Origin of the sequence: Mucilaginibacter glaciei (assembly GCF_014773245.1) — a bacterium.
Classification (GTDB): Bacteria; Bacteroidota; Bacteroidia; order Sphingobacteriales; family Sphingobacteriaceae; genus Mucilaginibacter; species Mucilaginibacter glaciei.
Window position 1 is genome coordinate 330,416 of the sequence record NZ_JACWMX010000004.1, and the last position, 20,462, is coordinate 350,877.

At 44.1% G+C, this 20,462-nt stretch carries 17 protein-coding genes; 9 read left to right on the plus strand and 8 right to left on the minus strand.

Annotation, left to right across the window (positions count from 1 at the left end; translation table 11 throughout):
* Positions 1-44: 44 nt before the first annotated feature.
* Together folE and IDJ76_RS11415 are read right to left on the minus strand one after the other, a co-directional pair.
* Positions 45-683 carry a GTP cyclohydrolase I FolE gene (gene folE, locus IDJ76_RS11410; RefSeq protein ID WP_191163444.1) on the minus strand — a complete coding sequence of 213 codons (639 nt, stop codon included), beginning with the start codon at positions 681-683 and terminating at the stop codon, positions 45-47.
* A gap of 9 nt (positions 684-692) precedes the next feature.
* Positions 693-1,109, minus strand: a complete 417-nt coding sequence (locus IDJ76_RS11415; protein WP_191163648.1) for a 6-pyruvoyl trahydropterin synthase family protein — start codon at positions 1,107-1,109, stop codon at positions 693-695.
* Between the two features lie 78 nt (positions 1,110-1,187).
* On the opposite strand from IDJ76_RS11415, the gene mqnB reads away from it, so the two are divergent.
* The 7 genes from mqnB to IDJ76_RS11450 all read left to right on the plus strand — a co-directional run bounded on the left by mqnB (position 1,188) and on the right by IDJ76_RS11450 (position 8,970).
* Positions 1,188-1,856 carry a futalosine hydrolase gene (mqnB, locus tag IDJ76_RS11420; protein ID WP_191163445.1) on the plus strand — a complete coding sequence of 223 codons (669 nt, stop codon included), beginning with the start codon at positions 1,188-1,190 and terminating at the stop codon, positions 1,854-1,856.
* A 186-nt stretch (positions 1,857-2,042) separates the two neighbouring features.
* On the plus strand, positions 2,043-2,297 hold the full coding sequence (locus IDJ76_RS11425; protein WP_191163446.1) for a hypothetical protein: 255 nt from the start codon (positions 2,043-2,045) through the stop codon (positions 2,295-2,297).
* The gene (locus IDJ76_RS11430) at positions 2,294-3,160 is read left to right on the plus strand and encodes a menaquinone biosynthesis family protein (protein ID WP_191163447.1); all 867 of its coding nucleotides are present in this window, start codon (positions 2,294-2,296) and stop codon (positions 3,158-3,160) included. Before IDJ76_RS11425 ends, IDJ76_RS11430 begins: the two co-directional genes overlap by 4 nt.
* Positions 3,161-3,312: 152 nt before the next feature.
* Complete coding sequence (locus IDJ76_RS11435) at positions 3,313-5,586, plus strand: Tex family protein (protein ID WP_191163448.1); 2,274 nt, start codon at positions 3,313-3,315, stop codon at positions 5,584-5,586.
* 288 nt (positions 5,587-5,874) lie between these two features.
* Positions 5,875-7,413: a YifB family Mg chelatase-like AAA ATPase gene (locus IDJ76_RS11440; RefSeq protein WP_191163449.1), complete on the plus strand. Its 1,539-nt coding sequence runs from the start codon at positions 5,875-5,877 to the stop codon at positions 7,411-7,413.
* Positions 7,410-8,483, plus strand: a complete 1,074-nt coding sequence (locus IDJ76_RS11445) for an acyltransferase family protein (RefSeq protein ID WP_191163450.1) — start codon at positions 7,410-7,412, stop codon at positions 8,481-8,483. Before IDJ76_RS11440 ends, IDJ76_RS11445 begins: the two co-directional genes overlap by 4 nt.
* A gap of 112 nt (positions 8,484-8,595) precedes the next feature.
* On the plus strand, positions 8,596-8,970 hold the full coding sequence (locus IDJ76_RS11450) for a response regulator (protein ID WP_191163451.1): 375 nt from the start codon (positions 8,596-8,598) through the stop codon (positions 8,968-8,970).
* Positions 8,971-9,035: 65 nt separating this feature from the next.
* Here the strand turns inward: IDJ76_RS11450 and IDJ76_RS11455 are convergent, their stop codons facing one another.
* Positions 9,036-11,990 (minus strand): outer membrane beta-barrel protein, encoded by a 2,955-nt coding sequence (locus tag IDJ76_RS11455; RefSeq protein ID WP_191163452.1) that lies wholly within the window; start codon positions 11,988-11,990, stop codon positions 9,036-9,038.
* A gap of 219 nt (positions 11,991-12,209) precedes the next feature.
* Positions 12,210-12,950: a hypothetical protein gene (locus IDJ76_RS11460; RefSeq protein ID WP_191163453.1), complete on the minus strand. Its 741-nt coding sequence runs from the start codon at positions 12,948-12,950 to the stop codon at positions 12,210-12,212.
* Positions 12,951-13,145: 195 nt separating this feature from the next.
* Between IDJ76_RS11460 and IDJ76_RS11465 the strand changes: the two genes are divergently transcribed.
* Positions 13,146-13,418 (plus strand): hypothetical protein, encoded by a 273-nt coding sequence (locus IDJ76_RS11465; RefSeq protein ID WP_191163454.1) that lies wholly within the window; start codon positions 13,146-13,148, stop codon positions 13,416-13,418.
* A gap of 73 nt (positions 13,419-13,491) precedes the next feature.
* On the opposite strand, the gene IDJ76_RS11470 is transcribed toward IDJ76_RS11465, so the two are convergent.
* The 3 genes from IDJ76_RS11470 to IDJ76_RS11480 form a co-directional block, all read right to left on the minus strand.
* On the minus strand, positions 13,492-16,086 hold the full coding sequence (locus tag IDJ76_RS11470; RefSeq protein ID WP_191163455.1) for a zinc-dependent metalloprotease: 2,595 nt from the start codon (positions 16,084-16,086) through the stop codon (positions 13,492-13,494).
* 109 nt (positions 16,087-16,195) lie between these two features.
* Complete coding sequence (locus IDJ76_RS11475) at positions 16,196-17,434, minus strand: aspartyl protease family protein (RefSeq protein WP_191163456.1); 1,239 nt, start codon at positions 17,432-17,434, stop codon at positions 16,196-16,198.
* Positions 17,435-17,539: 105 nt separating this feature from the next.
* Complete coding sequence (locus IDJ76_RS11480) at positions 17,540-18,523, minus strand: YihY/virulence factor BrkB family protein (RefSeq protein ID WP_191163457.1); 984 nt, start codon at positions 18,521-18,523, stop codon at positions 17,540-17,542.
* A 49-nt stretch (positions 18,524-18,572) separates the two neighbouring features.
* Here IDJ76_RS11480 and IDJ76_RS11485 point away from each other — a divergent pair, with 49 nt between their 5' ends.
* Positions 18,573-19,187 carry a phosphoglycerate mutase family protein gene (locus tag IDJ76_RS11485; protein WP_191163458.1) on the plus strand — a complete coding sequence of 205 codons (615 nt, stop codon included), beginning with the start codon at positions 18,573-18,575 and terminating at the stop codon, positions 19,185-19,187.
* Here the strand turns inward: IDJ76_RS11485 and IDJ76_RS11490 are convergent.
* Entirely contained in the window at positions 19,184-20,410 is a 1,227-nt protein-coding gene (locus tag IDJ76_RS11490) for an alanine dehydrogenase (RefSeq protein ID WP_191163459.1), read from the minus strand. The two genes, IDJ76_RS11485 and IDJ76_RS11490, sit on opposite strands and share 4 nt — an antisense overlap.
* Positions 20,411-20,462: the final 52 nt, after the last annotated feature.

Sequence of the window (20,462 nt, forward strand, 5' to 3'; positions counted from 1 at the left end):
AGCGTTTGCATACTTTTAAACAAATGAACTGATGAGCCAATGAACTAACTCAGCTTAGCTGATATTAAATTCAAAAATTCTGTCCGGGTCTTTTCTTTTAAAAACTCACCCGTAAATGCTGATGTGGTGGTTACCGAGTTTTGTTTTTGTACGCCGCGCATGCTCATGCACAGGTGGCGGCACTCTACCACAACACCCACGCCAATAGGGTTAAGTGTTTCCTGGATGCAATCGCGTATCTGGTTGGTCAGCCTTTCCTGCACTTGCAGGCGGCGGGCAAAAACATCCACCACACGTGGTATTTTGCTTAGGCCAACAACATAGCCGTTAGGAATATAAGCCACATGTGCCTTGCCAAAAAATGGCAGCATATGGTGCTCGCACATCGAGTAAACTTCAATGTCCTTTACAATTACCATCTGGCTATACTCTTCCTTAAACATGGCCGAATTAAGGATCTCTTTTGCGTCCAGATCATACCCGTGCGTAAGGTACAGCATGGCCTTCGCTATCCGCTCGGGTGTTTTCAATAAACCTTCGCGTTGCGGGTTCTCACCTATCTGGGTTAAAACATCAAGGTAACTGGCCGACAGGTTAGTGATCAATTCCGGGTCGTAGCGGTCTATCTTTTGATAGCCTTTGGTGCCCTCATCCCTGTCGGGAATATTGTTATCGTTATTCATTGCCTGGGTTTATCCGCCAAAGTATTCGGCAGAGTTGTTTTCTGTTTCGTACAATTTTACCGAATGTAAAAACACACCCGGGTAGGCTTCAATGGGGCCTTTTAACTGGTTAAAGATCTCAATGGTAAGCAACTCGGTCGATGCCATTTTGCCCTTCATAAATTCAACATCCAAATTAATGTTCTTATGGTCAAGCTTTTCAATAACGTACTCGTTAATGATTACCTTCAGGTCTTTAAGGTCCATCAAATAGCCGGTTGCATGGGTCACTTCGCCCTTTACGGTTACAAATAAATTGTAGTTGTGCCCGTGCCAGTTAGGGTTGGCGCATTTTCCAAAAACTTCAGCGTTTTTCTCTGCGCTCCATTCTTCGCGGTACATCCTGTGTGCCGCGTTAAAATGTTCCTTGCGTGTTATATGTATCATCATAGCATTTAATGGTGCAAATATACAAAACAAAAACAGGCCAGTTGTTTTATCTTAGCTGTCAAAAAAACGTGTTCTATGCGGATATTATTTGTTGTAGCGACGGCTTTTGAGGTGTCTTCCTTAATTTCGGATTTCGAATTTCGAATTTCGGATTCAGGAAAAGGGCTTTACTACTCCCAGCTCATTACTAACCACTCGCTACTCATTACCGGCGTAGGTATGGTGGCCACGGCTTTTGCATTAGGTAGCGAACTGGCTGCAAACGATTACGACCTGGCCATTAACCTGGGCATAGCCGGCAGCTTTGACAAAAATATTGCCTTAGGCGAATTGGTAGAAATAACCCTTGATACACTGGCCGAATTAGGTGCCGAGGATGACGAAGCTTTTTTGCCAATAGAACAAATGGGCTTTGGCGAAAGTGTTTTTGCCGCAACCGCCAAATTAACAGATATATATATTGTAAAGCCTTTGCAACAGGCCAACGCGATTACCGTAAACACGGTACACGGAAATGAGCACTCCATCCAAAAAGTGAGCGATAGATTAAACCCTCAAATTGAAAGCATGGAGGGCGCTGCTTTTTTTTACGCTTGTAGAGAAGCCGGGGTACCATGTTTGCAAATCAGGGCTGTGTCAAATTACGTAGAGAAACGTAACAGGGATAACTGGCAGATAGGGCTGGCCATAAAAAATCTGAATAACTTTGCGGTGGAAATGTTGAAAGGATTGGGAAATGGGTGAATTTAAATTTAACAAAAGCATGGGTTTGGGTATTGCCATACTTGTAGTTTTGTTAAGTATATTAATAAGTCGCTACTTTGCCCCGTCGGTATTTTAAGCATACCATTTGTTGTAATTATAACAACGGGGTTGATAAGCTTGAATAATGATAAGTTCGATCCATATTTCCATGTGTTTGTAACGTACATGATTATAGCAATAAACGACATTGGAATTAAACTATATTCTGGCGGAATTCACGATTCGGAAGGATTGGTTTGGATAAACATGCTGCTTTTTGTTGGCTTAGTACCTTGTTTTGCAATTTTGGCTACCTGTATAAAAACACTTAAGTTTACCGACCGTATATTACCCTTGTTATTTTTTATTGCGCTCATTACCGCTCACCTGTTTGCTTTTGAGAAGATAGGTTTGGGCAGATCTTATATACCACAAACATGAATTTAACCATCGGCTTTTCGCCCTGCCCTAACGATACTTTTATTTTTGATGCCCTTATCCACCATAAAATTGACACCGAAGGGTTGGATTTTGATGTATTTTATGACGATGTGGAAACCCTTAACCAAAAAGCGTTTCGCGGCGAGTTGGATATTACCAAACTAAGTTATCATGCTTTTGCCTACGCAGCTGATAAATATATCCTGCTGGATTCGGGCAGTGCGCTTGGCTTTGGTGTAGGGCCGTTACTGATCTCGAAAGCCGGATATTCCATTGCAGACTTGGAAAGGAACCAGGTACCATTCACCCCACACCCCAAACCAATTCAAATAGCTATCCCTGGTAAATATACTACAGCCAACTTTTTGTTAAGCCTGGCTTTCCCCGAAGCTACCAACAAACAGGAGCTGGTATTCTCGGATATCGAAAACGCTGTTATAGAGGGCCGTGCTGATGTAGGGCTTATCATCCATGAGAACCGCTTTACTTACCAGGACAAGGGCCTGCACAAGATCATCGACCTGGGTGATTACTGGGAAAAACGCACGGGCTGCGCCATCCCGCTTGGTGGCATTGTGGCTAACCGTAACTTGCCGGCGGACGTTCAGCAAAAGATCAACCGGGTTATCCGCCGGTCGATAGAGTTTGCTTTTGCTAACCCTAAATCGGGTCTCGATTACATCCGCAGCCATGCGCAGGAGATGAGTGAAGAGGTCATGTACAAGCACATAGACTTGTATGTAAACGAATTTTCTATCGACCTGGGTGTAGAGGGAAAAAAGGCCGTTCAGCTATTATTTGATACCGCGCTGGAGAAAGGCATTATCCCACAAGTCAGCGATAATTTATTTCTGAACGCATAAGGCTGCACAGGCTGTCGCCCGGCTACGCATAAAGTGCTGATTAAAAAACATGCGTTTAATCATCTTTGATTTCTGCACAAATACCCTCAACTTCGCAATCGCGATTAATAGGTGCGATCAAAAAACAACCTAAAATCGGTGAAAAACTTAAAATGGAATCATATTATATTAAAATAGCGCAGGAACTTGCTGTTGGCAGCAAACAAGTTAATGCCACTATTGCCTTGCTTGACGAAGGCGCCACCGTTCCCTTCATATCCCGTTACCGTAAAGAAGTTACCGGTAGTTTAGACGAGGTGCAGGTAGCCGCCATCCGCGACCGCGTGCTACAACTACGCGACCTGGATAAACGCCGCGAGGCCATCCTGAAGTCGCTTACCGAAATGGGCAAACTAACACCCGAACTGGAGAAGCAGATCAACGCCGCCGAAACCATGGTGATGCTGGAGGATATTTACCTGCCTTACCGCCCTAAACGTAAAACACGTGCTACCGCCGCCCGCGAAAAAGGCTTGCAGCCATTAGCAGATACCCTTTTGGCGCAAAAGAACATCGATACCGAATTGGAGGCCGGCAAATATATCGATGAAGAAAAAGGCGTAAAGAGCCTGGAAGAAGCACTGGCCGGTGCGCGGGATATCATTGCGGAGTTCATCAGTGAAAATGCCGAAGCGCGCGCCAAAATGCGTACTCTGTTTACCGAAAAGGGTGTATTTGAATCGAAGGTTGCACCGGGTAAAGAGCAGGAAGGTATCAAGTATAAAGATTATTTTGAGTGGACAGAGCCTGTAAAATCAGCGCCATCACACCGTATTCTGGCGATGCGCCGCGGCGAAAAGGAAGAGATCCTTTACCTGGACATTAAACCCACCGAAGAGGATGCCTTTAACTTGCTGGACAAGGAATTTGTTACCGCCCGCAACGCCGCTGCAGCCCAGGTTATTTTAGCCATTGGCGATGGTTATAAACGCTTACTTAAGCCTTCGATGGAAACAGAGATCCGCCTGTTCACTAAAAAGAAGGCCGACGAAGAAGCCATCCGGGTGTTTGCCGAGAATGCCCGCCAGTTATTATTAGGTGCACCGCTCAGGCAGAAACGGATGATGGCTATCGACCCAGGCTTCCGCACAGGCTGTAAACTGGTTATTTTGGATGAGCAGGGGCAGCTGTTAGAGAACACCGCCATTTACCCGCATACCGGCGCGGGCCAGGCCAAGGAAGCCGAAAAAACCGTTCAGTATTTGTTTGGACGTTACAAAATCGAAGCCATCGCGATAGGCAATGGCACAGCAGGCCGCGAAACAGAAGTATTTGTGCGCAACCTGAATTTACCAGGCGCGACTATCGTAATGGTAAATGAAAGCGGTGCGTCTATATATTCAGCTTCGGACGTGGCGCGTGAAGAGTTCCCGGATAAAGACATCACCGTAAGGGGCGCCGTTTCTATCGGCAGGCGCTTGATGGACCCGCTGGCGGAGCTGGTGAAGATTGACCCGAAATCTATCGGTGTAGGCCAGTACCAGCACGATGTAGACCAGAATAAATTGCAAACCTCGCTGGATGATACGGTGATCAGCTGCGTGAATGCCGTTGGAGTGGAGCTGAACACTGCTTCTAAACAGATCCTGGCCTATGTGTCGGGCTTGGGTCCGCAACTTGCACAGAACATTGTAGACTACCGCAACCAAAATGGCGCCTTTAAACGCCGCGACCAGTTGAAAAAGGTAGCCCGGCTGGGCGACAAGGCCTACGAGCAGGCAGCAGGTTTTTTACGCATCCGCGGAGCGCAAAACCCATTAGATACCAGCGCGGTACACCCCGAGCGTTATGCTCTGGTTGAGCAAATGGCCAAAGATTTGAAGTGCAGTGTGTTGGACTTGATGCAGGATAATAACCTGCGTAAATCTATCCCGCTGCAAAAATACATCTCCGATTCGGTAGGGTTACCTACCCTGAATGATATTGTTGCCGAGCTGGCCAAACCCGGCCGCGACCCGCGTGAACAGTTTGAGGCGTTTAGCTTTACCGATGGTGTTAATTCGGTAAATGATCTGAAGCCGGGCATGAAACTGCCCGGGATTGTAACCAACATTACCGCTTTCGGGGCATTTGTAGATATTGGCGTACACCAGGATGGATTGGTGCATTTAAGCCAGATAACCAACCGGTTCATTAAAGACCCTAACGAAGTGCTGAAGGTGCACCAAAAAGTAGAGGTTACCGTTACTGAAGTTGATGTGAACCGTAAACGGATCTCGCTATCGATGAAAGAAAACGAGAAGCGCGAACCGGCTACTGCTGCCAAACCCCGCGAGCAAAGGCCTGCGCAAAAGCCATTGAACCAAAAGCCAGCTAACAAACCTGCTCCCGAACCAGAGATGGATATGCTGAGCAAACTGGCCGCCCTGAAGAATAAGTTTAAATGATCATCTTAATCAATCGTGAGTAAATTTATTGGTAAAAAGGGTTTACAAAGGTTTACATATTGCAAGGTTTTTATACCATAAACGACTACAAGTCAAATGATTGCAAAATCAATGGGTTTACACTGTTAATGGTTTTTTTTAACCACTTTAAATGTTGCTTGTTTACCACATTTCGGGTTGTACAGGAACTGGTTCAGACCCGGGCAAAGCAGACTTTTGTTTGGGTTATTAAAACATGCGTTAGGCTCAAATAAATTATATATCTTTCGCTATATATAAAACCTACACGTGTTAGTTAAAACCTTTGGAAGTGCGGTATATGGTATCGAGGCGATTACCATAACAGTTGAAGTGAATATCGCCCCCGGCACCAAGTACTTTGTAGTTGGCCTGCCCGATGTGGCTATTAAAGAAAGCTATTTCCGTATCGAGTCGGCCCTAAAGAATTGCGGTTACCGCATGCCCCGCCAACAGGTGGTAGTTAATATGGCCCCTGCTGATATTAAAAAGGAAGGTTCATCCTACGATCTTACTATCGCCACAGGAGTTTTAGCCGCATCGGGGCAGATAGAATCTGAAGAACTGGACAAATACCTCATCATGGGCGAGTTATCTTTAGATGGCGGTTTGCAGCCTATTAAAGGAGCGTTACCCATAGCCATACAGGCCCGTAAAGAAAAATATAAGGGTTTTATACTGCCTAAGCAAAATGCCCGCGAAGCCGCAATAGTAAATGACCTGGATGTTTACGGCGTGGAGAACATTAAACAGGTAGCCGATTTTTTTAACGGTACAGCAAGTTTAGAGAAAGAGATTGTTGATACCCGAGAAGAATTTTACAATAGCCTCACTGCTTACGATAGCGACTTTAGTGAAGTACGGGGGCAGGAGAATATTAAACGTGCTTTGGAGATAGCCGCAGCAGGCGGCCACAACGTGATACTGATAGGCCCGCCAGGTGCAGGCAAAACCATGCTGGCCAGGCGGCTACCGTCCATTTTGCCACCCCTGAGTTTGTATGAATCTTTAGAAACCACCAAAATCCATTCGGTAGCCGGTAAGCTATCTACTGCCGATGCATTGGTCACCACAAGGCCGTTCCGGTCGCCGCACCATACCATTAGCGATGTTGCTTTAGTAGGCGGAGGTAGTAACCCACAACCGGGCGAGATCTCGCTGGCGCATAATGGTGTTTTATTTTTGGATGAGCTCCCGGAATTTAAACGATCGGCCTTAGAGGTAATGCGCCAACCCTTAGAGGAGCGCAAGGTAACTATATCGCGCGCAAAATTCACCGTTGACTATCCCAGCAGTTTTATGCTGATTGCCAGCATGAACCCTTGCCCCTGCGGTTACTACAATCATCCCGAAAAAGATTGCATTTGCCCGCCGGGAACAGTTCAAAAATACCTGAGTAAGATCTCGGGCCCATTGCTTGACCGTATCGACCTGCATGTTGAAGTTACGCCGGTAAACTTTTCAGAGCTTTCATCAGAACGGCTGGCCGAGAAAAGTGAGTTTATCCGCGACCGCGTGATCAAGGCGCGTGATATCCAGGCCGATCGTTTTGGCAATAAGCCCGATCTGCATGCCAACGCGCAGATGAGCCCCCAAATGGTGCGCGAGATCTGTAAGATAACTACGGCAGGGCAAAACTTACTGAAAAAAGCGATGGAGAAACTGGGGCTTTCGGCCCGTGCCTATGACCGGATCCTGAAAGTGGCCCGTACCATAGCCGACCTTGCCGGGAGTGAGGAGATCCTTTTAGAACACCTGGCCGAGGCGATCCATTTCCGCAGCCTGGACAGGGAAGGGTGGGCCGGTTGATAACTGATCCTTCAAAAACTTCCCCAAAACGTTACCTGGAACTGGATGCTTTACGGGGCTTTGCTGCGATGTTTGTAATGTTGTTTCACTACACGCAAGGCAAGGTGTCTACCAAATTCTTTGCTCTCGGCGTAACCGGGGTCGACTTGTTTTTCCTGATCAGCGGGTTTGTGATCTTCATGAGCATCAACCATGTGGCATCGGGCAGGGAGTTTGTGATCAATCGTGTGGCGCGCTTGTATCCTACCTATTGGGCTTGCGTAAGTATCACCTTTGGCGTAATGGTGTTTTTAAGAATGATCCATTTTAATGCTGTGCATGACAGCAACGCAGGCGTTGCCAACTACCTGGGCAACCTAACCATGTTCCAATATTACCTGCATATTAAAGACCTTGATGTGCCCTATTGGACAATGATCATCGAGATGCTTTTTTACCTCCTTATCCTTGCCCTCTATCAACTTAAATGGTTAAAGCACATTATTACCATAGGTTGCCTTTTTAACATACTGATATTAGTGAACTATGCGTTGGTTGTAAGGGTTGTCATCCCTAATTATAACGTTTATTTTCCGTTGGTGAACCACTTTGCCCTGTTCTTCGGCGGGATAGTCTTTTATAAAATAGCTACCCAAAGTATCAGCATACCAGCCGGATACAGCATGCTTGTTTTTTGCCTCATTACGCAAATTACAGTGTACAGGTTTGCAGGTTCGGACCCAGATCATATTTCACAATTACAATACTTTGGTGTATTGCTGCTATACTTTACGCTATTTGTGCTTTTTATAAATGAGAAGTTGCGGTTTATCATATCTGCACCGGCTGTTTTTTTGGGGAAGATATCTTTTGCGCTTTATCTGATCCACTCGTATATATTTAGGGGCGTAATCGGTTTTGCAGAAAAGCGGTTTCACCTGCCATTTTGGATAGCTACGTTACTAATTGCCATACCGGCTGCCATTTTACTGGCCTACCTGATAACTGCCTTCATAGAAAAGCCGTTGGGTAAAAAACTTAAGAGCATGCTTAATGCCTCGCTCAATACAAGACATCCCATTAAAAACTAAGTCCTTTAAACCGGATTGCATTGCTAATGCAACAGCAAAGTTGCGGTTGAAGTGCTAATTAAAAAATTTGCTTTTTTTAAAACTTCTTTTTATTTTCACACCTCTACAGCCAATGAATAATAAAGCAAAAAAGATCATCATTTTTGACGATGATGAGGACATCCTTTCTATCTGCAGTTATATCTTGGAGGAGCAAGGCTGGGAGGTATTTACTTTTACTGATTGCAATAACATTATCGAAAAAGTTTCGGGAATAGACCCTGTGGTTATCCTGATGGATAACTGGATACCTGACGCAGGGGGCATCATCGCAACGCAAAGTTTAAAGAAAGATGAGCATTGGAAACATATCCCGGTGATCTATTTCTCGGCTAACAGCGATATACAATTACTGGCAGACCACGCCGGTGCCGAAACTTACCTGGCCAAACCTTTCGATCTGGAAGAACTGGAACGAGTGATCAACACCGTACTGGTACACAATTAAAATAAAACTTTCTTTACAAAAAGAACGGCCCTCCTTGCAATAAGGAGGGCCGTTTTAATTTTGCCTTACATTGGGGGGCCACCCGGGCCACCGCCACCTGGGCCGCCGAAACCGTCGCCACCTGGCCTGCCACCACCATCACCTCTAAAGCCTCTTTCAGGAGCTGCAGGGGTTTTACCAGAGAATTTCTGTAATCGAAGGGTGAAAGTTAGGAGAGCGTAACGGCCAAGCCTGTTAACGTTAGTTTGGGTAACTATGCTACCGTTAGTGGTTGTAGAGAAGCCGGTGTTCTCGTTAAATAGATCGTAAGCGGCTAAACGTAAAGTACCACGGTGATCTTTTAAGAAACGGCGCTCCACATAAGCATTTAAAATGTTAGGGTTTTTGATCGGGATCGAATAACCGTAGTTAAGGGTTTTGGTGTAATCGTAGCTAAAAGTCCAGTCTTTCCAAAAATAGTTTTTACCGTTAACACCTAAGTTAAGGGCGCGAATATTTGTATTCTGATTGTACAGTGCGCCGTTTTGCGAGTTTACCGTTTTATTCAGGGCAAAGCTGGTGTTGATCTCGGCATCTACCACATCCGTTATATTGACTCTAAACCGTGCTTGTGGGGCTAAAGTAAATGTCTTGGCAATGTTCTTAAGAAGTGGCGATTCAACATTATTAGTGTTAACACTATCAGAGAAGCCTATATTGTTGGTATAGCCTACACCACTACCTAAAATCACGGTGTACTTACGTTCTGACCATGGTTTAGAGTAAAGTATGTTACCTGTAGCTGTGTAATAGCCGCTTGAATTAAGGTATCTTGTTAAGTTGGTATTTTGCAATTGTGCAAGGCTTGGGTTAGCCGCCAACGCTGCCGCCGAAAATCTTGAAGGATAGGTGGTAGTGCTTTGAACGATCTTGTTATCGGTTTGTGTAAACTGTGCGCGAATCAGGAAAATATTACCTGTCTGAAAGCTGAATGCATTGTATTGTAAAGACAAGTTGTTAGTAAACTCGGGTTTTAGATCAGGGTTACCCTGTACCGGGTATAACGCGTTAGAGAAATCAATAACCGGTTGTAACTGGTTAAAGGCTGGCTGGTTGCTGCTACCGTTATAATTTAAGCGGAACGACTGGCTCCTGGAAAAGTTATAATTGAATGATGCTGTCGGTATAATGTTAAAGGTTGAGATGCTGGTAGATAGGTTGGTTTTTAAGTTTACACCCGATAAAGTTGCCGGTTGTGCGCCAACGCCTAAAGTAAAGTTGTATTTCTTTTCAATCACCTTGTAATTTACCGCGAAACGGTTTGTGGTGAATGTATAATTATAATTGTTGCTCAACAAATCGTAACGGTGGTACCTATCAGGGTTTGATGTATAAAGCGTGTCGGTTTCTTTGTTACTTGTTGTAAAAGAATGATTTAGATCATATCTTAACTCCAAAAACGATACTTTGCCAATGGGCTCCAGGTAAGATACATTAGCTCCATAAGCAGTTGTACGGCTATCTGTAAATATCACCTGGTTAATTGGGGCGGTAGGTACACCTATTGTATAATTATATGTTGGGTTATCATACTGATAGTTTGGCGATGTACTGCCGCTAAAGCCTATGTTTAGATTACGCCTTGTGCCTTTAAATTTATGATTATAAAAGCCGGTAATGCCGTAATTGGGTGATGTAGTATTACTAAAAGAATTTGAGGTATAAGCCAGGTTAGTAGTTCCGCTACGGGTAGATGTAACATTATCAAAGCTGGTAACATCGGCGCCGCTATAAGTAAACGTTGGTGTAACTTTTAAATAGTTAAGCGTATCGGGTTTCCACTCCAGGTTAAAGTTAAAACGATGATTGATCGGATTATTTGTTTCCTGACTGATCTGGTTACTGGTACTCGGAGTAGAGAAGTTGTTGGTTTGTAAAGTAGTGGAATTGGTAAAGGTAGTGTTATCACTAAAGCTGTAGCTACCATATACAGATAGGGTTTTGCCCCATTGATCCCTGAAGTTTAAACCTAAGGAATGTGCATTAGTTATACCATTCGCATTTGTAGTTGAACCGGTTGACCCGCCACGCAGTGCATTACCACGGCCGCCGCCACCTCCACCACCACCAAAACCGCCGCCACCTGCAGCACCACCCGTTGCCGAGCCAAAGCTAAATGTGTTAACGTTGGTATTGTTTAGGCTTCCTAATACAGAGATTTGCTGATCACCTTTGAATTTAAAAAAGTTCACCAAACCCAAATAACGGTTATCATTGGTTACGCCCGGGTTTTTTGATAACAAGTCGCTTCCGTCGCCGGCAGTTGCCTGGCCAAAGTAGCCGTAATTTTTATCCTTACGGATAGTGAAGTTTAATATTTTGTTAGGCTCGCCGGTGCGTACGCCAGTTAATGCGGCCTGATCGCCGTAATCATCAACAACCTGTACACTCTCGATAACATCGGCAGGCAGGTTTTTTGTGGCGCTTAATACATCGCCGCCAAAAAAGTCTTTTCCGTTTACCCTTACTTTAGTAACAGCCTTGCCTTGCGCCGTTATCGAACCATCTTTAGCTACATCAAGCCCCGGGATCTTTTTCAGCACATCCTCAATAGGTGCATTTTCGCGCACCTTGTAAGCTGCAACACTATATTGTACTGTATCTTCCTTAAAAACTACCGGGTTAACGCCAACAATAGTTACTGTGGCCAACTGGCGGGTATCGGATTTTAAAGTGATAACAGGCAAGGTAACCGGTGTTGTGGCTGCATCTAAAGTATAATGTTTAATGATAGCCTGATAGCCAATAGAAGTAATAGCCAGGTTTATTTTAGTACCCTTTACAGCCGGGAAGGCGAATTTACCGTTCACATCCGCAATGGTGATCACGCTATCGCCTTTTTCAGATGTCAGCTTAATATTACTACCCGGGAGGGATAGCTTAGTGGTATCCAAAATAGTACCCTGAACAACGCGCGTTTGCGCATTGGTTTGCAGCACGCTAAATGATACAAGGGTTAAAAGTAAAATTAAATATTTCATGTGTTATTTTAAGGGTATTCAGACTGTTATGCACACACAGTACACATTTATTGTGCAAATGTTCACTTTAAAAATTTCAAATATTTAAAAATCATATTATTGTTACATATTATAATAGATAAGCCATGCGATTGTTACATAACATAAAAAAGTATGCCCCGCAAAGCAGGGCATATCTATTATTAAATAAAGAGCTTGTCGGCATTTTACTACAGCCTGTTAGTTAGATAGATGCAGTGCGGCAGCTACCTGGCTATAATTTTTAAGGTTGAGGTTAGGATTGGTAAAACCCAGGTTAGTTAAAGATGTACCAGGTATTACCACCACTTTAAAATCTAACCCTGCGCCATTAAAGTTAGCTTTAATATTTATATAGCCAACACCGAAGGATGAAAGTGTTAAACTCCGGTCGTTTTCTGTATATGGCAAGGCGTAATAGGCCGAAGTGGTGCCCGTTGCCCGGAAGTAGACCAAAACAATGCCCTGGTTAACTATCGCCTGTGTGATTGCCGGCACATTAAAAGTGTTAAAGCCAGTTAAAACCACACTCCGGTTGCTCAGTAAAAAACTTTGCACAATTGCCGATTCGCCGTCCTTACCGGCCGCGCCAGTTGCGCCCGTAGCGCCGGTTGCACCTGTAGCTCCGGTAGCACCCGTGGCTCCGGTTGCACCTGTAGCGCCATCTGCACCATTGGTTCCATTAGTACCGTCTTTACCATTTGTTCCGTTTGCACCTGCAGGACCGGTTGCGCCTGTAGCACCCGTTGCCCCGGTGGCTCCGGTGGCACCTTGCGGGCCCTGTGCGCCAGTTGCACCAGTTGCCCCGGTTGCTCCTGCATCACCTTTGGCGCCTGTTGCTCCAGTAGCTCCTTCAGGTCCGGGATCGCCTTTTTTTCCACAAGATGTGATCGTTATCGCGCAGATAAGTAAGAATGCAAGTGAAAGTCTAAATTTTATCATGATGGTTTTATAAGTAAGTTGGTGCTTGTACGGTAGCAATTGTATTTGGTTACGAAAATTAACTTAAATGGAATATAATTTCTTTGTTACAATTGATTATTGAAAAATAAGGTTTTCAGAGTTATCGTTGATGGTTTTTAGGAATACACAACTTTTGCAAGAATGCTTTCGTTAAACAATAAAAAACGTTAACCTATGGATAATATCAGCACATCTTTGCATAGTAAAGTGCACAATTGGATAGATGCGATTGGCTTCCGGCTCAACACATCACAAACAAATGATAAAAGTATGGTTACTACCCGCCATTATTTTTTTGCAACCTTTAACTTCTTTGAACGCTTTAAAAAAAATGAGCCGCAACATTCAAAGTTTTTATGCTTCGATGTATATGGTGAAAAGGTAAATGTAAAATCGTTGCTTGATTTGCAAACTGCATTTTTTGAAAACATCAGTCAGTTAAAATAGATTTAACTACTCCTCTAAAATAAAAAAGGCCTTCCGGTTATACGGAAGGCCTTTAACGCTTAAGCGCAGTTGATTAGTAATTAAACTCGTGATTCAAATCGTCGGTTAAACGGCCGGGGGCGCCCGCGCCAACGTTAACGATTGGCCTTGTTGGGTTTAACGCTTCTTTGATACGTAAACGCAAATCGGCATAGTGTGCAGCGGTTAATGCGTCGCCACCTTTTGGCAAGCTTGTGCTGATCTTGGTCAGCTCGGCACGCACCATTGGGCGGATATCTGACAAAGCGATATTGATAGGCGTTAGGCCAGAATTTGCTAGTTGGGCTGCTGTTGCACCCGGGAAGCTTGGGCTTGCATCAGTATTGAGCAAATTCTTCAAGTTATCGATATAACCGCGTTGCAGGTTACGTTTAAATTGGTCTGGTTTACCTGCGCCAAATACACCGCCGCGTAAATCGGTAAATAGTTCGGCAACTGTATAGGCCTTGGCACCATTCTTAGCTTCGTTATCAAACATACGCGCCATTCTGGATGCATTAACTAGGTTGCTTAATGAGTTAACCTGCACCGCTTTAATACGGTTAATCACTACACCATTATCAAAACGGCTTAATTCAGCATTGTTAATTAGCCAGTAGGGTGTTGTGAATACTTGTTTATTTAAAAAGTCAATCGCATCGTGCTGCAGGCTTTTGTTTACAAAGCCGTAAACAGGGCCTGTTTGATCGTAAGTTTTAAAATTCTCGTTCATACCACCAACGTTCATGGTAACGTGGCCTATGTAACGGTTATACTGGCCAATAACTTCGTTGTAAAGCGTTTGTACGTCATCAAAATCTTCGCCTTTTTGGTAGCTCCATTTCTCCAGGTTTGGCAATATCCTTTTTAAGTTAGCTATACCATACATACTGGCCTTCATGGCATTGTCACCCAGATCTTCATTTTGCAAACGCGGGTCGATAGATGTGCCCTGGCGGCCATAATAGTATAACGGGTTGCCGGCGTTCTTTTTAGTCCAAACGTCTAACATTTCCTTTTCCTGTTTAGCTGTTTTGTTACCCGGGAAGTAAGAGTATCCCCATTTGATGGCCCATTTATCATACTCGCCAATTTGCGGGTAAAGGTTAGTAACGCCGTCGCCGGGTTGTGCGATATAGTTAAAACGCGCGTAATCCATAATAGATGGCGCGGTACCATGTGTTGCAGTAAAGGTTTTTGAACGTAATGAATCAACCTTGTAAGCGTAGCTTGAACCAAAGTTGTGCGGTAAGCCTAAAGTGTGGCCAATTTCATGCGATGATACAAAGCGGATCAATTCGCCCATTTGCTCATCAGAGAATTGCGCCATACGCACTTTAGGGTTAATAGCTGCAGTTTGAATAAAGTACCAGTTGTGCAGCAAACTCATTACATTATGATACCAGCCAACATGGCTTTCCAGTATCTCGCCCGTACGCGGATCCGATATATGCGGGCCATAGGCATTTTGCACGTCAGACGCAAAGTATCTTACCACACTGTAACGCGCATCTTCTGTACTAAACTCCGGATCTTCCTTTGCGGTTGGGGCAACTTTACCAACAATAGCGTTTTTAAAACCAGCGGCTTCAAAACCTTTGTTCCAATCGTTAATACCTGCAATCAGATATGGTACCCATTTTTTGGGAGTGGCCGGGTCTACGTAGTAAACAATTTGTTTTTTCGGCTCAACTAATTCGCCACGAGCGTAAGCCGCTTCATCTTTAGGCTCCAGTTTCCAGCGATGTATGTATGCGGTTACCTCTGCTTTTTGAGCGCCAGTACCGTAATCCGTTTGCCCCTGTCCAAAGAAACCAACACGTTGGTCCATTAAACGCGCCTTCATGGGCGTTTTAGGCAATAACAGCATCGATGTATTTAACTCGAATGTTAGTGAACCATTAGTATTGTCGGTTGGCGACTCGGTTGAACGGAAGGTTTTAAGGGTGCGTGTTTCGATATTGATCGGAAAACTCCTGATGGTATCTATGTAAGAACGGGTGGCATCTAATGCCGTAACCTTATAAAGTTTTTTAATGTTATCAGGCAGGCTGATAGCGGCCACATCGCCATTATACATATCGGTAACATCAACCAAAACACCTGTGGTATCTTTGTTGTAGGCTTTAATATCAAACGAGGCCAGTACTGCATCAAGGTTTGAATTCTTTACAGACTGATACATGTCGCTGGTACTATCAGCACGTACCGAATAACTTGGCACACGAACAAACACCTGCTTATCATGGCGTTCCCATTTCCAAACCTGATCGTTCACTTCTTCGCCGCCATATTGCTGGCCGAAAGACTTTAAGCCGGTTGGTGTTTTCACAAAACGGGTTATCACCAGCATTTCGCGGTTTAACAAGCTGTCCGGGATCTCAAAATAATACTTACCGTCCACTTTGTAAGTGTTAAAAAGGCCGTTATCGCCTTTTACCTTGCCTACCAGGTCGCTAAATTTTTTGATACCTTCTTTTTTTGCCGGCCCGCCTACGGTTGCGGTTGCGGTAGTACCACCGGGGGTGTTGGTGGTTTTAAGGGTAACGGTTTGGGTGGCCTGCTTTTTAGTAGCGCATGCACTTGCAAAAACAGCAAGTGAAACAGCAGCTACACGCAAGTAGGCACTTACGCGTAAAGATGTGTTCATTGATTATAGTTAATAGTTTAAAATAATGTTGTAAAGGCTAAAAATATATAATAATTGCGGCTTTTTAAAACGTGCATGGGTTTGTTACAAATATGCTTAAACCATAGCGCTATATACGTCGTTTCAGGGTGAGTACTACTTTATCATATCGGTTATCATGATAGATCTCTAATAGAAGAGCGCGCTCATCTTTCGATTTAAAAATAGCGTCTACTTCTTCTATCCCTATTTGTGAAACGGGCTTTAAGTTAATGGATACGATCTCATCATCTTTTTCTAATCCGATCTCGGCAGCGGGCGATCCAGGCGAAACACGGCTGACGATTAAATGCTGGTAATTTTCGCCACCAGCGTAATATTCCATTCCGCTCATATCAAACTCGTACGGGGTTTTATAAACGGAGTTGGGCTTTACATACATTACACTGTTTGTATAATCAAACACCACATGAAACCGTTTTAAGATCCCGATGCCCAGATTTCCGTCGCGCAACACGGCAAATCCCCGCTTTTCGTAGTCAACATCCGGAAACGAGGTGATCACCTTTTTAACCCTATATTTACCAATATTAATCTCTTCTATCCGACTGATATAGCCGGATATAGGCCCGTTAAGCGCCACCCCTAAATTTGCAGCTATAAACTTTGGCGGCAACCCGTTTTTAGCAATCAGATTTTCTAACGAGAGCGGGTGCCCGGCACCTAAATCTATAATAAGTTTGTTCTTCATTTTTTTGCCGCCGGGGAAAGTAATTGAAGTTTCCATATAAGGTTTCCTGTCTTCAATAGTGATAGGCACTTTATACATGTTACCCGTTTTCTTCAGGTCCTGAGGCTTACAAACGGTTATGGTACTATCCTCAAAATTAACCCTTACGGCAAAGGCTGCAAAAAAATCGTACCCCAAAAGCCCGTGAATAGGCATGCCTACAAAACCGGAAAGATTGAAGTAATCCTGATTTAAAATTGCCGCGCCAACTCCAACGCTATTAATTCCGGGGATATGTATGTTCAATTCCGGCGTTACTAAAGCCTCATAGTCGTCTCCCTCGGCAAGGCCGCTTAATTTGATGGTGCGCCTGTTAGGCATCGGGATAGAGTCGGTTAGGTGCGGATCAGTAATGATCATGATCCCTACACCGGTATCTAAAATAAAATTGAACGGCCCTTTATCGTTGATGGTCAGTTTAATCACGACCATATTGCGCACCAGCCGAAACGGGATAGTTACACTTTTATGGGCATTATTAATTTCGAAGTGCTGCGCAGACGACGACAAAGCTATGCCACATAATATGGTGGCAAGCCAAATATGTTTGGATTTAAAATATTGCTGAAGTGCTAACAACAGGTGTTAATTGGTAGCTAAAATTAACAATATTATACAACAAAAAGCCTTTTGAAGTTTAGTAAAAAACCTGTCGGACAGACAGTTGCATCAAGCATGTTGATTTTAACCGTCTTTATCGTCACATTTGAGGTTACCCTTTAGTTCGGGGTTTTGTGCCGGGAGCGTGGTAACTGTACGTTCCACCTCTGTTTGATGTACGTGTACGGCATATTCTGCAGGCTCAATGTGGCTGCCAATCGCTTCTGCATATACTTGGGTAAACTCCGCACCTATATATAATATGGCCGCTGTATAATAAATCCAAACCAAAATTACGATAAGGGAACCAGCAGCACCATAAGCCGAGCTTTTGGCCATGTATTGAATATAAAGGCCTATTACAAACTGGCCCAGCATAAACATAATTGCAGTAAATAATGCGCCCGAGCGAACGTCCTTCCACTTTATCTTAACATCAGGTAAAAACTTGAAGATAATGCCAAATAAAGTAGATATAATGATTAGCGTAATACCCAGGTTTACACCTTTTAAAACCAGACCTGTTACAGCAGGTAAAAAATGTTGTATCTGGTTACTTAACGCGGTCATTAAAAAATTAACAACCAATGCTGCCATTAACAAAAAGCCAAGGCTAATGATCAATGAAAATGATAAAAAGCGGTTTTGAAGCATTTTTACCCAGCCACGTTTAGGTTTGGCTTTAACCCGCCAAATAGTGTTAAGGGAATCTTGTATCTCTATGAATATACTGCTTGCACCTAATAATAGGGTAACAACACCAATTATCACGGCCATAGTTGTTTTGCCGGATAACTCAAGATTTTTAAGCATTTCCTGTATCTGTGCAGCTGCCGACGAGCCTACATAACTTGCAATTTGCGGATAAAGCCTGTTTGTTGCTGCTTCGTGCCCGAAAAACAGTCCGGCAAGCGATATAACCAATATAATAAGTGGTGCCAGCGAAAACACCGTATAATACGCTAATGACGCACTTAGCTTTAGCCCATTATCGTCACTAAAGCCGGTAAAAGTTGCAATTATTACCTTCCATAATTGCTTTAAATATTTTTTGTCGAATAATTTCATTTTAAAATCCTGGTATAATTATCAATATCTTTAACCTAAACACCATAGTATGAAAATTGTCACGCGTACATTACCTTTTTTTACACTATTCTTGTTGGTTTTATTACTAAGCAATTTTAGTGCCTTAGCTCAAAAAACAACTATTTGGGTGGTGAGACATGCAGAAAAGGCGGCTGCCGCTCCTGGTGTCGAAAACCTCGATCCAAGTCTTTCTGAAGACGGACAAACCCGCGCGATAGATCTTGCTAAAGAGCTTAAACACGATAATATCAAAACGATTTATGCAACTAACACCAAACGCAGCGGCCAAACTGCCAGGCCCTTAGCTGTGCAAGCCCGCATTTTACCAAAAGTTTATACAGATAGTATTAAGGCGTTCGCCAAAACGTTGCTTATCAATTTTAGGGGTACCAAAGTTTTAGTGGTAGCACATTCAAATACAGTAATGCCGCTAATAGAGGCTTTGGGTGCCGATAGGCCGCTGGAGGCTTTGTCTGAAGAAGATTTTGATATGCTATTTAAAGTGACCATTAAAGACAACGGTAAGGTTGACCTGGAAGTATTATACTACGGCAGCCTGCACCACACCAGCGAATTGCCTGAAAAGTTCCAGCCCACACGGTTAGACTTTAAGCCCTTTACGGGCACAGCCACACATTTTTAATGATTAGATACTACCAAAAGATCAAGGTCTTTGCATGGGATGTTAAAACGTTCGCCCATGTGTTTGTTAGTTAAGTGGCCGTTGTAGATATACACGGCTTTGCGGATGCCCGCCTTTTGCCAGATCACATTTTTTAAGCCGCCCATTTCGCCAATGTCCAGCAGTATCGGTGCAAAGATATTGGTAAGTGCATAGGTTGCGGTACGCGCCACGCGCGAAGCAATATTAGGCACACAGTAATGGATCACATCGTATTTGCGAAAAACCGGATGTGTGTGATTAGTAACTTCGGATGTTTCAAAGCAACCACCCTGGTCTATGCTCACATCAATAATAACCGAGTTCGGTTTCATCTTACTTACAGTAGTCTCTGAAACAATTTGTGGGCTTCGGCCATCGTCTGCCCTCATGGCACCTATGGCTACGTCGCAGGTAGTGATTGCCTTTTCTAACACGATGGGCTGCACTACCGATGTAAATACACGAGTGCCGATATTATTTTGCAGGCGGCGCAATTTGTAAATAGAGGGATCAAAAACCTTTACCTCGGCCCCTAAAGATATGGCAGTACGCGCCGCATATTCGCCCACTGTGCCTGCACCTAATATGACAATTTCTGTTGGTGGCACGCCGGTTATGCCGCCCAGCATCAAGCCTTTGCCTTCAAAAATGTTGCTCAGGTATTCTGCCGCTATCAGTATCGATGTGGCACCCACAATTTCGCTCATGGCGCGCACAACAGTCAATGAGCCGCCTTCGTCTTCCAGGTTCTCAAAACAAAGTGCCGTGATCTTTTTATTAAGTAAAGCGTGCAGGCACTCGGCCTTTAAGGTTGACACTTGCAGGGCCGAAATGAGTAACTGCCCGGGTTTCATCATCGCAATCTCGTCCATAGTAGGGGGCGCTATTTTAATGATGATATCGGCTTCGTAAACACGTTTGGTATCATAAACTATCTGTGCGCCCTGTTCGCTATAGTTATTGTCAGAAAAGTTGGCGGCCTGCCCGGCGTTGCTCTCCAGCATTACTTCGTGGCCGTTGTTAACCAGCAACGCTACAGAAAGGGGCGTTAACGGAATGCGGTTCTCCTGGAATGACACCTCTTTCGGTATCCCTATATAAAGTTTATTTTTCTTACTCTTTACTTCCAGCATTGATTCCTGGGGTTGCATCATTGCCTGTTTGGCAACGTCAGAAAACCCGCTATATTTCCCTGCGCTCATGTTATATCTATTTTCCGGATGATGAAGTTAAGAAAAAAACGGCTGTTGAAGC